Origin of the sequence: Limnohabitans sp. Rim8, from assembly GCF_943326455.1 — a bacterium.
Lineage (GTDB): Bacteria > Pseudomonadota > Gammaproteobacteria > Burkholderiales > Burkholderiaceae_C > Limnohabitans_A.
Genome location: NZ_CALPTI020000012.1, coordinates 1 through 13,548, shown reverse-complemented (window position 1 = coordinate 13,548; position 13,548 = coordinate 1). Strand labels below are relative to the sequence as shown.

Sequence of the window (13,548 nt, the reverse complement as noted above, 5' to 3'; positions counted from 1 at the left end):
TAAACAGCATATGAGCCACACCATTTCTGCCCACGACCTGCGCACCAAGGTCACCCGCATCATTGAACAAGCGGGCAGCCTGCCTGCTGAAGCCGCGCAAGTGGCCGACAACCTGGTCATGGCCAACCTGAGCGGGCACGACTCGCACGGGGTGGGCATGGTGCCGCGCTATGTGGACGCAGTGCTCGAGGGCGGCCTGTCACCCAACACCGGTGTGAAAGTGCTGCTGGACACCGGGCCCCTTTTGAATCTGGACGGCCAGCGTGGCTACGGACAAATCACCGGCGTGCAGGCCATGCAGATGGGCATTGAGCGCGCCAAACAGCACGGCGTGTGTACCGTGGCGCTCAGCCGATCGCACCACTTGGGCCGCATCGGTCACTTTGCCGAAATGGCCGTGGCGCAAGGCCTCGTATCGGTGCACTTTGTGAACGTGCTCTCGCGCCCGGTGGTGGCCCCCTTTGGCGGGGGTGACGGCCGCTTTGGCACCAACCCTTGCTGTATCGGTGTGCCCATGGGCAGCAGTGCCCCCTTTGTGCTGGACTTTGCCACCAGCCGCGTGGCGCAGGGCAAGATGCGCGTGGCGCACAACAAAGGCGAGCAAGTGCCGCCGGGTTATTTGATCGACGAACACGGCCACCCGACCACCGACCCCGGCGTGGTGGTGGTGCCGCAGTCCAACGGTTTGTTTGGTGCGCTCATGACCTTTGGCGACCACAAGGGTTTTGGCATGGCCATGGCCTGCGAACTGCTGGGCGGCGCGCTCACCGGAAGCGGCACCTGGCACCGCGAAGCGGACCACCAACGCGCCGTGCTCAACGGCATGCTGACCATGCTGATCGACCCCGTGCGTCTGGGCACTCAAGCCCTGTTCGAGCAAGAAGCCCTGGCTTTTGCCGACTGGTTGCGCCAAAGCCCCGATGCTCCGGGCAGCGACGGCGTGAAGCTGGCGGGCGAGCCCGAACGCACTGCACGCGCTGAGCGCGAGCAAACCGGCATCTGGATCGACGACGCCACCTGGGCCGAAATCGAGGCATCTGAGAAAAAGCTGGCAGGGCGTTGAGCATTGTCTGACCCCAACTTCCCGCTTGGGAGCCCACTCCTCTGACACCCATGCACCTGTGCGCTCTGAACCTGGCATCGCTGCCGGCTGACATCCACACGCCCACTTACGACCGCCGCCGCCATGCGCCTGGTGTGGTGCACCTGGGGCTGGGCGCCTTTCACCGGGCGCACCAGGCCATGGTTTTTGACCGACTGCTGAGCGCAGGCGATACGCGCTGGGGCATCCACGGGGTGGGCATGACACGGCCTGATTTGGTCAACGCCTTGCGTGCGCAAGATGGCCTGTACGCCGTGCGTGTCGCCGATGATCAAGGAGTGCAGTGGCATGTGCCTGGCGCGCTTTGGCGCATGCATGTGGCCGCCACTGAGCGCGACGACGTGGTTCAAGCCATTGCCGCACCCAGTACCCGCTGGGTCACCCTCACCGTCACCGAAAAAGGCTATACACCGGCCTTGGCCCAGCTGCTGCTTGACGGTTTGCGCCTGCGGCAGCTCGCAGGTTTGCCGGGCATCACGGTGGCATCGTGCGACAACCTGCAAGGCAATGGCCACAGGCTGCTGGCTTTGGTGAAAGGCGAGATCGCCACCCAAGACACCACGCCGCAAGGCGCGGATTTGCTGAGCTGGATCGACACGCACTGCGCCTTTCCATGCAGCATGGTTGACCGCATCGTGCCTGCTGCCACCGCCGAAGTGCTGGCCGCCGCCAGTCAGGCGCTGGGTCTGCGTGACGACGCAACGCTGAGCACCGAGGGCTTTTGGGAATGGGTGATCGAAGACCGCTTTGCCGACCCGCTGGATGCCGCCCTGCTTCAAAGCGCGGGCGTGCGCGTCACGCCCTATGTGCACAGCTACGAAGAAGCCAAGCTGCGCATGCTCAACGGCAGCCACTCGGCCATGGCACTTATGGGCGCAGTCACCGGCAGGCCTTTCATTGCGAGCTGCATCGGTGAGCCACACATCCGCAGTTTCGTGCACCGCCTGATGAGCCGCGAAGTCGCACCGCACTTGGCCCGAAGCGACTGGGCCGACTACCGGGACGCACTGATTGCCCGCTTTGGCAACCCTTACCTCAAGCACGGCGTGCACCAGATCGCCACCGACAGCTCGCAAAAAATTCCGCAACGCTGGCCACCCTCGGTGCTGGGGCAAATCACGCAAGGCGCTTCATTTGAACACCACGCGCTGGCCGCCGCTGTTTTTTTGCGCTACACGCTGGGCGTGGACGAACAAGGTCAGGCTTACAGCCTGAACGACCCGCAAGCCGAGATCCTCACAGCCCTGGGCGCCGCGCAACGCACCGAGCCCGAGGCCTGCGTGCGCGCTCTGTTGGCCCGAGAAGACCTTTGGGGCAAGGCACTGCCAGACAACACCACCTGGACAGCCAGCGTGACACACTGGCACCAACAGGTTTTGCAACACGGTGTGGATGCAGCCATCCAGCAACTGCTGCAACAAGAAATCTGAACACGGGATACGCCCCATGAAAATCACCGCCGCCCGTGTCATCGTCTGCAGCCCCGGCCGCAACTTTGTCACGCTGAAGATCGAGACCGACCAAGGCGTCTACGGCGTGGGCGACGCCACACTCAATGGCCGCGAGTTGGCCGTGGTCAGCTACCTCGAAGACCATGTGATCCCCTGTCTGATCGGTCGCGACCCGCAGCAGATTGAGGACATTTGGCAATACCTCTACAAAGGCGCTTACTGGCGGCGCGGCCCGGTGACCATGAGCGCGATTGCCGCCGTGGACACCGCCCTGTGGGACATCAAGGCCAAGATGGCGAACATGCCGCTGTATCAGCTCTTGGGCGGGCGCAGCCGCACGGGCGTGATGGTCTATGGCCATGCCAACGGCCGCGACACCGCCGAGACGGTGGACGAAGTCTTGCGCCACAAGGAAGAAGGCTATTTGGCCATACGCGCCCAAAGCGGCGTGCCTGGGCTGAACAAGGTCTATGGCGTGAATGGTGTGAACAGTGCGAACCGCCTGTACGAACCCGCTGATGGGAACCTGCCGAGCGAACACGACTGGAGCACCGACAAGTATTTGCGCCACACGCCCGGCCTGTTTGAAGCTGTGCGCGAAGCCGTAGGCCCCGACATCCATTTGCTGCACGACGTACACCACCGCCTAACCCCCATTGAGGCGGGCCAGTTGGGCAAAGCGCTGGAGCCCGTGCGAATGTTCTGGATGGAAGACCCGACACCTGCCGAAAACCAAGATGCTTTCCAGTGGATACGCCACCACACCACCACACCGATTGCGGTGGGTGAGATTTTCAACAGCATTTGGGACTGCAAGACGCTGATCGAGAAACAGCTGATCGACTACATCCGCACCACCGTGGTCCACGCGGGCGGCATCACGCACCTGCGTCGCATCGCCGACTTGGCGAGCCTGTACCAAGTGCGCACCGGCTGCCACGGTGCCACCGACTTGTCACCGGTGTGCATGGGTGCGGCCCTGCACTTTGACACCTGGGTGCCCAACTTTGGCGTGCAAGAGTTCATGCCGCACAGCGAAGAAATGTTGTCGGTCTTCCCACACGACTACCGCTTTGAGCGCGGAATGATGCACTGCGGCGAATCCCCCGGCCATGGGGTGGACATCGACGAGAAGCTGGCGGCCAAGTACCCGTACCAAAGGGCTTATCTGCCGGTGAACCGGCTGCAGCATGATGGGACCTTGTGGAGCTGGTGAGGGCCTTTGACTATCCGGGGTCTGGTGTGCAGCGAAAGAAGTCGTCCGCATAAAGCAGCTAATCCTCTGCTGTCGGCCAATCTGTTTCACTCGGTATCAAAGCGTCAATGTCTGCCATCGCTGCTTAACATTCTTTGGCTATATTGGGAATCATAGTTTTTGCTCCGGCTTCAAACAAGCCATGGGTATTCAAAGAAATGAAACTCAAATTACGGATTTACGGGTTGACACCTATTTGTTGGCGCTGGCACCTCCTCAAAATGACCCTATGAAACAACAAATTCAGCTCAATCAAATTGATGCCAATGGCATCCATTTTTCTTACCTTGAGTGTGGTTCTGGTCCTATCGCTTTGTGTGTCCACGGATTTCCAGACTCTGCCCACACTTGGCGATTCTTGATGCCAGCACTAGCTAAAGCGGGCTTTAGAGCCATCGCACCATTTACCCGGGGCTATGCGCCCACTTCACTTGCCCCCGATGACTGTTACCAAACTGGCGCACGTGCAGCTGATGTCAATGCATTGCATGAAGCGCTGGGTGGTGATGAAAATGCGGTTCTGATTGGCCACGATTGGGGTGCTTCCACGGCTCTGACTGCTGCGGCCAACGCACCTCAACGATGGCATAGGGTGGTTGCCATGTCGGTCCCCCCCGTACTTATTTTGCGCAAAGCATTGGATGGAAATCTTGCTCAAATTAAACGAAGTTGGTACATGTTTTATTTTCAGTCTGCATTGGCGGAAATAGCCATCCCAGCGAACGATTACGCGCTCATTGAGATGCTGTGGGAGGATTGGTCTCCCGGTTTCAAATCAAAAGATGACCTCGAAAATTTCAAAAAATGCGTCTCGAGTCCCAGCCATCTCAAAGCAGCACTTGGATACTATCGCGCCTCTTTGGGCAATGGAAAAAAGATAGAAACGTACAACGCGTTAGAGACAAAAGGTCTTGAGCCCTTGATCCAGCCAACACTTTATTTGCATGGCAAAAATGATGGCTGCATTGGCGTCGAATTGGCTCAAGAGGCTCGAAACACTTGCCCATAGCTTGAGGTCAGGGTTCTGGATCAGGTCGGACATTTCATGCAACTTGAAGATCCGAAGCTGGTGAACCAACACATTATTGAATGGGTATCTGGCGGGAAGCAGTGAGAGATCAAGAGAGGCATCATGATCACTGGATGTCCTTCTGACCTTTAGGCACTGCTAATCCAATATCTATCCCAAATTATTTGATTTTCATGAAATTACAGCGAGCAATTCAAAGGCTGCTTTTCATTGCGGCCTCGATTGTTCGCTACGGGTGGCATCGACCGGTTGAATCCGCCGCCTGAAGCTGTCCTTGATCTGTCTTGCGCAACATGACAGAAAATCTTTCAACGAATCAGCGTCATCCCAGCATGCTTGGCGGCACCTGCGTCAAAAGTCATGGTCTGCTTGCAGCCTTCCGATTCGGCTGTGCGTTCGATCAAGCAATCCGCGAGATCCGCCTTGCCCGCATCAAAAACTCGCAAGGCGCGCAGCACTTGGTCAGCACGGTCCACGATGATTTGCTTGGTACGGAGCAGCGCTTCCAATGCCTGTTTCACTTGCTGACCACTCAGGCCATAGCAAGATGTCAGCACCCAATACAACTCCACCACAGAAACCAAAGTGATGAAGCCGGGTTGTTCTGAATCCAAAGACTCGATCAGTGCCGTGGCCTTGGGTGATTGCTTGGCGTCATCTTGCATGATGTAGCGCACAAGAACATTGGTATCCAGTCCAATCATCGTGCAGCCGCTCCGCGCTGAGCAACGGCCTTGTTCATGTCATCGATTGAAATCTTTTTCGTCGGTTTACCGAACATGCCTTTGAGCTCGGTGACGTTCTGTGTAGCGGCCACAAATTCATACCGACCCGGTGCGATCAGGATAAATTCGACACGATCACCTGCATCGACCTTCAGGTCGTGACGAACATTGGCGGGGATGGTGATCTGTCCTTTGCTTGTGAGCGTAGCGGTTGTCATGTTGAATACCTCCTGCTTCACCTTACCTTAAAGTAAGGATAACCCAAAGTCAACACAAAACGTGTTTACAAGATCCGTCCCAAAGCCGCCTGCAAATGCTCTGAGGGCAAGCGCTTGAAGCCCGAACGGGCAAAGCGCTGCAAACGGCCTTGCATGAAGGCCACCAGCAAAGACGCCGTGACATGCAGGTCTGCTGTCGGCGTGGCCGATTCGATCCCTTTGAGAGATTGGCGCAACTGCGCTTCGATCTTGTCAAACAGCAAATTGATGCGCTCTTGCAATCGCTCGTGCTCAAAGGCAAGCGCCTCGCCATTCATGACACGGCTCATGCCGGGGTTCTTTTCGGCAAATTGGAGCAGCAAAGCCACGATGCGTCCGGCTTGCTGAGGGCCTGCGGGTTCGCGGTCGGTGACTTGACGGATCAAGCCCATGACGGACTGGTCCACGAAGTCAATCAAGCCTTCGAACATTTGGGCCTTGCTGGCAAAGTGGCGGTACAAAGCCGCTTCACTCACGCCAATTTGGGCGGCCAGGCCTGCGGTGGTGATGCGCTCGGAGCCAGGCTTCTCCAGCATGGCGGCCAGTGTTTGCAGAATTTGTAAACGGCGCTCGCCAGGGCGGGGTCGCTTGCGTGCTGGAGATGCTTCTTCTTCGGAATCGTCTGCGTGGTCTGGGCGGGTGTCGCTCATGTTGTCCTCTGAGTCAGGTGCGGGGCTTTGGCAAAGCCGGCTTTAGCGGCTGCGGATCATGGTGCCAAAGGCTTGCTCAGACAAGACTTCGAGCAGCATGGCGTGGGGCACGCGGCCATCAATGATGTGCACAGCGTTCACGCCGCTCTTGGCCGCGTCTAAGGCGCCCGCAATCTTGGGGATCATGCCGCCGCTGATGGTGCCATCGGCGCACAGCTCGTCGATGCGGCTGGGCGTCAGTTCGGTCAGCAGCTGTCCTTCTTTGTCAAGCACGCCACGGATGTTGGTGAGCATGAGCAGTTTTTCGGCTTGCAGCACGGTGGCCAATTTGGCGGCGACCACGTCGGCGTTGATGTTGTAGCTCTCGTTGTTGACGCCAAAACCAATGGGGCTGACCACCGGAATAAAAGCGTCGTCTTGCAGGCACTTCAGAATGGCCGGGTCAATGCTTTCGATCTCACCGACTTGGCCCACGTCGTGTTCTTTGTTGGGATCTTGGGCATCCACCAAACGCAGTTTTTTGGCGCGGATCAAACCGCCGTCGCGGCCTGTCAGGCCCACGGCCTTGCCGCCTGCGCGGTTGATCATGCCCACAATGTCTTGCTGCACCTCGCCACCCAGCACCCACTCCACGACCTCCATGGTCTCGGCATCGGTCACGCGCATGCCTTGGATGAATTCACCGCTTTTACCCAAGCGCTTGAGGGCGGTTTCAATTTGCGGGCCGCCACCGTGCACCACCACCGGGTTCATGCCCACCAACTTGAGCAACACCACATCTTCGGCAAAAGCTTGCTGCAAAGCGGGGTCGGTCATGGCGTTGCCGCCGTACTTGATGACCAAGGTTTTGCCGTGGTATTTACGGATGTAGGGCATGGCCTGCGCCAGAATTTGGGCCTGGTCATGCGGTGCAACAGCCAGGCCAGTGGCGGCAGGTGTGGAGGTGTCGGTCATGGTGATGAACTTCAACAAAGCGTGATGAGGCAGATAACAAAGAGAGTGAGTACCAACGATTGTGCCGCAAGCCAAAAGCCGATCAGAGGATCTCGGCCAACAGCCGGTTGACTCCGACTTGCCATGGGGGCAACACCACCCCAAAGGCCTGTTGCAGCTTGCCTGTTTGCAGGCGGGAATTGAGTGGGCGCTTTGCAGGCGTTGGGAATGAAGCGGTGGGTACGGGGGCGATCTCGCTGACTTTCAGGGCCAGCTCGGGCCGAAGGATGCGGGCCTGTGCAATCACATGGCTGGCATAACCGTGCCAGCTGGTTTCACCCGAAGCCACCAAGTGGAAAACGCCTGACAAGGCAGGTTGTTGGAGCGCATGGCGAATGGCGTGCGCGGTGACATCGGCAATCAGGTCCGCACCTGTGGGGGCACCGTGTTGGTCATCGATCACCGTGAGGCGCTCGCGCTCGGCGGCCAGGCGCAGCATGGTTTTGGCAAAGTTGCCGCCTCGCGCCGCGTAGACCCAGCTGGTGCGAAAAATCAGGTGCTTGCAGCCGCTGGACACGATCGCTTGTTCACCCTCGAGTTTGCTTTGGCCATAAACACTCAAGGGGCCCGTAGCGTCAGCTTCTTGCCAAGGCTTTTCGCCTTCGCCGTTGAAGACGTAATCGGTGGAATAGTGCACGAGCAAAGCGCCCACTTGAGCAGCCGCCTGCGCCAGCGCAGCGGGCGCGGTGGCATTGAGGCAGCGGGCCAAATCAGGCTCGCTCTCGGCTTTGTCCACGGCGGTGTGGGCTGCGGCATTGACGATGACATCAGGCCGGAAGGCCAACACCGTTTGCGCCAAGCGCTCGGGCTGGCTCAGGTCACCGCAAAAGTCGGCGCTGCGCCGATCCAGCGCCAACACCTCGCCCAAGGGGGCCAAACTGCGTTGCAGCTCCCACCCAACTTGGCCGTTTTTCCCCAACAGCAAGATCTTCATGTTTGGCGCTCTGCGTAGTTTGTGTTCACCCACTCGCGGTAAGCGCCGCTTTGCACATGGCTCACCCAATCGGGGTTGGCCAGATACCATTCCACGGTTTTGCGGATGCCGGTCTCAAACGTTTCGGCGGGCTTCCAGCCCAGCTCGGCTTCGAGTTTGCGGGCATCGATGGCGTAGCGGCGGTCATGGCCGGGGCGGTCGGTCACGTAAGTGATCTGGCTGGCGTAAGTGCCGCCGTCGGCTTTGGGGCGCATCTCGTCCAGCAGTTGGCAGATGGTCTGCACGATCTCGATGTTGGGCTTCTCGTTCCAACCGCCCACGTTGTACACCTCGCCCAAGCGACCGGCTTCGAGCACGCGGCGAATCGCGCTGCAATGGTCTTTGACGTAAAGCCAGTCGCGAATCTGCATGCCGTCGCCATACACAGGCAAGGGCTTGCCCGCCAAAGCGCTCACGATCATGAGCGGTATGAGTTTTTCGGGGAAATGGTAGGGCCCGTAGTTGTTGCTGCAGTTGGTGGTGAGCACCGGCAAACCATAGGTGTGGTGCCAGGCACGGACCAAATGGTCGCTGGCGGCCTTGCTGGCGCTGTAGGGGCTGTTGGGCTCGTAGCGGTGGGTTTCGGAGAAAGCCGGATCGCCCTGGGCCAAAGAGCCATAAACCTCGTCGGTTGACACATGCAAAAACCGGAAAGCCAATTTTTCAGTCTCGGGCAAGTCGCCCCAAAAGCCCCGCACTGCTTCGAGCAGGTTGAAGGTGCCCACGATGTTGGTCTGGATGAACTCGCCCGGGCCGTGGATGGAACGGTCCACATGGCTTTCGGCCGCGAAGTTGACCACCGCACGAGGCTGGTGTTCGGCCAGCAGGCGACTGACCAGGGCGCTGTCGCCAATGTCGCCCTGCACCAACTGATGACGCACATCGCCTTGCAAGCTGGCCAAGGTTTCGGGGTTGCCCGCGTAGGTCAGTTTGTCGAGGTTGACGATCGGCTCATCGTTGGCAGCGAGCCAATCCAGCACAAAGTTGGCGCCAATAAAACCCGCGCCGCCGGTTACCAAAAGGGTCATGAGATGAAGGAGGGTTAAGGCGCAACGAGGGGCCGCGCCAGATTCACATGATTTTAGGAGCAATGCGCCTTGCTCTTTGCCTTGTTCTTTGCATGGCACGCCACTTTGCATTCCACGTGAACCAGCCAGCAGGGCACTGAGGTGTTGCATGGTCACAGGCAGCGGTTAAAGTGATGGCTTGTTCAGGACGCAACCATGGCCACCTCAGACTCTTCAAAGCGCAAAACCGCCAAACCCTCATCCGCCAGCGAAGCCCACACGCCACCCGCTCAGCAGGTCTGGCTGGCAGGCCTCGGAGCCATGGCCAAAGCCCAAGAGCAAGGCAGCAAAGCCATCGAAACTTTGCTGAACGATGGGCTGGCGTTTCAACGCAAAAGCCAGGCCGAGGCCCAGCAACGCCTTCAGGAAGCCACCGAGCGCCTGAGTCATATGGCCAGTGATTTTGGCCAGCAGGCCACCGGGCGTGTGGACAAACTGGAGCACTTGTTTGAAGACCGAGTGGCCAAAGCCTTGCATCGTTTGGGCATGCCTTCGCTTTTGGACATGCAGATGTTGACCGAGCGAGTGGCACAACTTGAAGCTCAGCTGGCCAGCTTGCAAGGCAGCAAACCTGCCGCAGCCGCCAAAAAGCCTCGCAGCCGGTCGGCTTGAGGCCCCACGTCAAACCGCAAACATGGCCAAGAAAGCCCCCCGCCGAACCGCAGAGCGCATCGCCGAGGTGACGCTGGAGCTCTTTAACCGGTTTGGCGAACCCAATGTGTCGACCACTTTGATATCGGCCGAGCTGGGCATCAGCCCCGGCAATTTGTACTACCACTTTGCATCCAAAGATGCCTTGGTCAACCACTTGTTTGACCAGTACGAAACAAGCATGTTGGGTTTGCTGGAGGCTGCCCCTGATGTGAAGGATGTGGAGGACACCTGGTTCTTTTTGCACTCGCTGTTTGAACAGGTCTGGAGCCACCGGTTTTTGTACCGGGACCTGAACAACCTTCTGTCTGGCAATCGCCACTTGGAAACGCATTTCCATGCGGTCTTGGAACGCAAGACTCGCGCCTTTCGGCAGATGCTCGAGTCATTGGCTGCGGCCGGACTCATGCGCTTGAGCCCAGACAACATCGAGACCTTGTCGGCCAGCATGTCGGTGATGGTGACCTATTGGTTGAGTTATGAATACGTGCGCAACCCACGTCAGGCGATGGAGCCTGCCAATGCCGGACTGGCCCTGACACGGGGTGCGCAACATGTGCTGGCCCTGCTGACACCGCACATGGCCAACACCGACTTACAAAGCCATTTGCAGGCCTTGACTGCGGCCTACAACACGCCCCATCAAGACTGATGCTCAGTTAAAGCGCTGAGCGGCCAACGCCAGCAGACCATCAAAGATCAGGTTGTCCACCAATTCGAACTGCACAGACATGCTGGGCGCCATTTTCCAACCCGCGCCGCCGGTCATGACGCACAGGGGCTCTTGCCCAGTGCGCGCGCGCAGGTGCTGCACCATGCGTTCACAGGCCCCCGCAATCGCATAGGTGCCGCCACTGGTCAAGGCGTCGCTGGTGTTGGTGGGAAAAGGCGTGACCTCGCCGGTGGGCACATGCAACCCGGCCGTGCCGGACTCCAGCGCTCGCAGCATGATGCCGTGGCCGGGCAAAATCAGGCCTCCTAAAAAACGACCCTCGGCATCGATCGCCTCGACTGTGACGGCTGTGCCCACCATGACCACCACCAAAGGACGCGCCGGACCTTGGGCCAACATCCGTTGGCGAGCACCCACCATGGCCACCCAGCGGTCAGCCCCCAAACGCGAGGGGTGGTCGTAGCCATTGGTCAGGCCCGCCTCTTGGGCACTGGGCACCACCCATTGAGGGGTAAAGTCCCAGATGTCCATTTGCTCTTGCACGCGGCGCTTGATGGCGTCACCCGCTACCACGCAGCCCAGCATGTGATCGGGTTTGGGCAGTTCAGCCCATGCGCCATCGGACAAGCGGTCAATGTTTTCCAAAAATTCGGCGCCTTGCGCCATTAATTGCCCGCTGGGGTTGGGTCTGTCGTACAGCGCCCACTTCAGGCGCGTGTTGCCCACGTCGATGGCTAAAAATGTCATCCGCTGATGATAATGATTTTTAGCGGCTGACTTCCCCGGCTGGTGCTCACTCAGCCTGGCCAGTGGTTTTGGCTTTCCGAATCACCGCCTTGGCATCGCGGTCGATGCCCGCGCCTGTCTCGTGGGTATCGACCTGGAGCATCAAGCCCAGCAAACGAGCCCCATGTTCGACGGCCATGGAGGCGTACTTGATATCGCCTTGCACCAGTGCGCTGGCCATGAGCTCCACCCGCTCAAAGCCATGCAAATTACCCGATACTTTGCCAGCCACAATGATTCGACTGGCGATCACATCGCCATGGATCTCACCGGTGGTGCCAATCACCACCGAGATGGCGCTGTCTTTGGGCGCCTCGATGTTGCCCACGACCTTGCCGTCAATCCGCACGCTTTCGTGCAACTTCAGGCAACCATGTATCTCGGCGTTGCGGCCAATCAGGGTGTCAAACTTTTCCTGCCCCATGACAAGGGGTGTGAGGTTGTTCTTTTTGGATCCGAACATGGGAGTCTCCTTTTGTCGATGAATTTGCGCCGTTTCAGGAGCGGCTCCAGGCGGCCAATGCCTTGACAGGGTGCAGGGCTCGCCCATTGAAGATGACTTCGTAATGAAGATGCGGGCCGGTGGAGCGACCCGTGTTGCCCAAAGTGCCCACGGTTTGGTGCGGCGCAATGATTTGCCCGGCTTGCACATGAATGGCCTGCAGGTGTGCATAGCGGGTCACAAACCCTTCTGCATGCTGGATGTCCACCATCTTGCCGTAGGCCCCCGAATATTCAGCCACCAGCACGACGCCGGGTGCGGTGGACAACACCGGGGTGCCAACGGGTGCCACAAAGTCAATGCCTTCATGCATGCTGGGCAAACGTGACAAGGGATCGACCCGAAAGCCAAAACCACTGGTGACGGCAAAATCACCCGCAATGGGGAGCAAGGTGGGCAACAAGTCGATGCGGCCCAGGTCTTTCTGCCAACGGTTTTGCATCTCCTGCATGGCTTGGTCAAAGCGCTGTGCTTTTTGCAAGGACTGGTCGATCTGGGTACCAAGGGCGTCGTCGTTGGAGCGCCACAGAGGCAACAAGTTCATGGGGCCACCCCGGCCGAGCCAACCATCGGTTTGCACCGAAGAGGAAAAAGACAAGAGTTTTTCAAGCCCCAAGCGTCCGAGTGCCTTGTTTTTGATCTGCTCCAATTGCGACATGCGGTCGGTAACGCGGGCCAGCTGTTGGTTCAGTTCGTCGAGTTTGCCCCGGTAATCGGCTTCGATTTTTTGCTGCTCACTGTGGCTGGTGACGCCGCCCATGCGATGGGCCAATTCGGGCACGTATTCCACTGCCACCCGCAAGCCGATCAAATTGAACACAAAACCCAACAGCACCAAAAAACCGGACACCGCCGCAACGGCCGTCAACACCGTGCGGGTGGTGATGGACACAGTGACCACTTTGGCGGCAGGCCCTGAGACCCAAATCAATTGCATGGCTTCCCCACATGAATGCGATATGCACCCAAGCGCTTGAATCTAGGGTGAACCGGCTATTACACCAAAAGATTAGCTCGCAGCCAACAGGGCAATACCGGGTAGAGCATTCAAGGCAAGAGAGGAGCCACTTCAGAGCTTGGGACGCACGACAGGCTGCACCGACTCGTAGGCACGCGCAGCACGCAACACCAAGGCATCGCCAAACATCGGGCCCACGATCTGCAGGCCCATGGGCAAGCCGCTTCGGGTCAGGCCGCAAGGCACCGTGATGGCAGGTTGCTGGGTCAGGTTGAAGGGGTAACTGAAAGGCGTCCAGCCCAGCATGCTGACTGGGTCCATCGGCACCGAACCCGCCGGGCGCGCCTCAAAAGCCGGAATCGACACCGAGGGCGTGACCAAAAGGTCGTAGCGCTGCATGAACTGGCGCATGTGCGAGCCCAATACTCCGCGTCGCTGGTTCAATTGCTGCACTTGCAAGGCGGTCAGTTGGGCG

At 58.9% G+C, this 13,548-nt stretch carries 16 protein-coding genes; 6 read left to right on the top strand and 10 right to left on the bottom strand.

What is annotated here, in order from left to right; translation table 11 throughout:
* Positions 1-10: 10 nt before the first annotated feature.
* The 4 genes from Q1M54_RS09685 (at position 11) to Q1M54_RS09670 (ending at position 4,817) form a co-directional block, all read left to right on the top strand.
* Entirely contained in the window at positions 11-1,063 is a 1,053-nt protein-coding gene (locus Q1M54_RS09685; RefSeq protein ID WP_300556690.1) for a malate/lactate/ureidoglycolate dehydrogenase, read from the top strand.
* A gap of 50 nt (positions 1,064-1,113) precedes the next feature.
* Positions 1,114-2,532 carry a mannitol dehydrogenase family protein gene (locus Q1M54_RS09680; RefSeq protein ID WP_300556688.1) on the top strand — a complete coding sequence of 473 codons (1,419 nt, stop codon included), beginning with the start codon at positions 1,114-1,116 and terminating at the stop codon, positions 2,530-2,532.
* Positions 2,533-2,548: 16 nt separating this feature from the next.
* A complete protein-coding gene (manD, locus tag Q1M54_RS09675; RefSeq protein WP_300556686.1) occupies positions 2,549-3,769 on the top strand; it encodes a D-mannonate dehydratase ManD in 1,221 nt (406 codons plus the stop codon).
* A 181-nt stretch (positions 3,770-3,950) separates the two neighbouring features.
* Complete coding sequence (locus Q1M54_RS09670; RefSeq protein ID WP_300556684.1) at positions 3,951-4,817, top strand: alpha/beta hydrolase; 867 nt, start codon at positions 3,951-3,953, stop codon at positions 4,815-4,817.
* A gap of 329 nt (positions 4,818-5,146) precedes the next feature.
* On the opposite strand, the gene Q1M54_RS09665 is transcribed toward Q1M54_RS09670, so the two are convergent.
* The 6 genes from Q1M54_RS09665 to rfbB form a co-directional block, all read right to left on the bottom strand.
* Positions 5,147-5,542, bottom strand: coding sequence for a type II toxin-antitoxin system VapC family toxin (locus Q1M54_RS09665; protein ID WP_300556682.1), 396 nt, complete (start codon positions 5,540-5,542; stop codon positions 5,147-5,149).
* Positions 5,539-5,781, bottom strand: a complete 243-nt coding sequence (locus Q1M54_RS09660; RefSeq protein WP_300556680.1) for an AbrB/MazE/SpoVT family DNA-binding domain-containing protein — start codon at positions 5,779-5,781, stop codon at positions 5,539-5,541. The genes Q1M54_RS09665 and Q1M54_RS09660 overlap by 4 nt, the downstream gene beginning before the upstream one ends.
* Before the next feature lie 65 nt (positions 5,782-5,846).
* Positions 5,847-6,470: a nucleoid occlusion factor SlmA gene (gene slmA, locus Q1M54_RS09655; RefSeq protein WP_300556678.1), complete on the bottom strand. Its 624-nt coding sequence runs from the start codon at positions 6,468-6,470 to the stop codon at positions 5,847-5,849.
* 42 nt (positions 6,471-6,512) lie between these two features.
* Positions 6,513-7,424, bottom strand: a complete 912-nt coding sequence (gene argB, locus Q1M54_RS09650) for an acetylglutamate kinase (RefSeq protein WP_300556676.1) — start codon at positions 7,422-7,424, stop codon at positions 6,513-6,515.
* Between the two features lie 82 nt (positions 7,425-7,506).
* Entirely contained in the window at positions 7,507-8,397 is an 891-nt protein-coding gene (gene rfbD, locus Q1M54_RS09645) for a dTDP-4-dehydrorhamnose reductase (protein WP_300556675.1), read from the bottom strand.
* A complete protein-coding gene (gene rfbB / locus Q1M54_RS09640) occupies positions 8,394-9,464 on the bottom strand; it encodes a dTDP-glucose 4,6-dehydratase (RefSeq protein WP_300556673.1) in 1,071 nt (356 codons plus the stop codon). Before rfbB ends, rfbD begins: the two co-directional genes overlap by 4 nt.
* Before the next feature lie 195 nt (positions 9,465-9,659).
* On the opposite strand from rfbB, the gene Q1M54_RS09635 reads away from it, so the two are divergent.
* The gene (locus Q1M54_RS09635) at positions 9,660-10,115 is read left to right on the top strand and encodes a phasin family protein (protein WP_300556672.1); all 456 of its coding nucleotides are present in this window, start codon (positions 9,660-9,662) and stop codon (positions 10,113-10,115) included.
* Between the two features lie 22 nt (positions 10,116-10,137).
* A complete protein-coding gene (locus tag Q1M54_RS09630) occupies positions 10,138-10,806 on the top strand; it encodes a TetR/AcrR family transcriptional regulator (protein WP_300556670.1) in 669 nt (222 codons plus the stop codon).
* A 3-nt stretch (positions 10,807-10,809) separates the two neighbouring features.
* Here the strand turns inward: Q1M54_RS09630 and Q1M54_RS09625 are convergent, their stop codons facing one another.
* The 4 genes from Q1M54_RS09625 to Q1M54_RS09610 form a co-directional block, all read right to left on the bottom strand.
* Positions 10,810-11,574 carry a type III pantothenate kinase gene (locus Q1M54_RS09625; RefSeq protein WP_300556668.1) on the bottom strand — a complete coding sequence of 255 codons (765 nt, stop codon included), beginning with the start codon at positions 11,572-11,574 and terminating at the stop codon, positions 10,810-10,812.
* A 46-nt stretch (positions 11,575-11,620) separates the two neighbouring features.
* Positions 11,621-12,076 carry a polymer-forming cytoskeletal protein gene (locus tag Q1M54_RS09620; RefSeq protein WP_300556666.1) on the bottom strand — a complete coding sequence of 152 codons (456 nt, stop codon included), beginning with the start codon at positions 12,074-12,076 and terminating at the stop codon, positions 11,621-11,623.
* Positions 12,077-12,110: 34 nt separating this feature from the next.
* Positions 12,111-13,052 carry a M23 family metallopeptidase gene (locus Q1M54_RS09615; RefSeq protein ID WP_300556664.1) on the bottom strand — a complete coding sequence of 314 codons (942 nt, stop codon included), beginning with the start codon at positions 13,050-13,052 and terminating at the stop codon, positions 12,111-12,113.
* 132 nt (positions 13,053-13,184) lie between these two features.
* Positions 13,185-13,548: amidase family protein (locus tag Q1M54_RS09610; RefSeq protein ID WP_300556662.1), on the bottom strand; the 364-nt coding region annotated here is incomplete at its 5' end.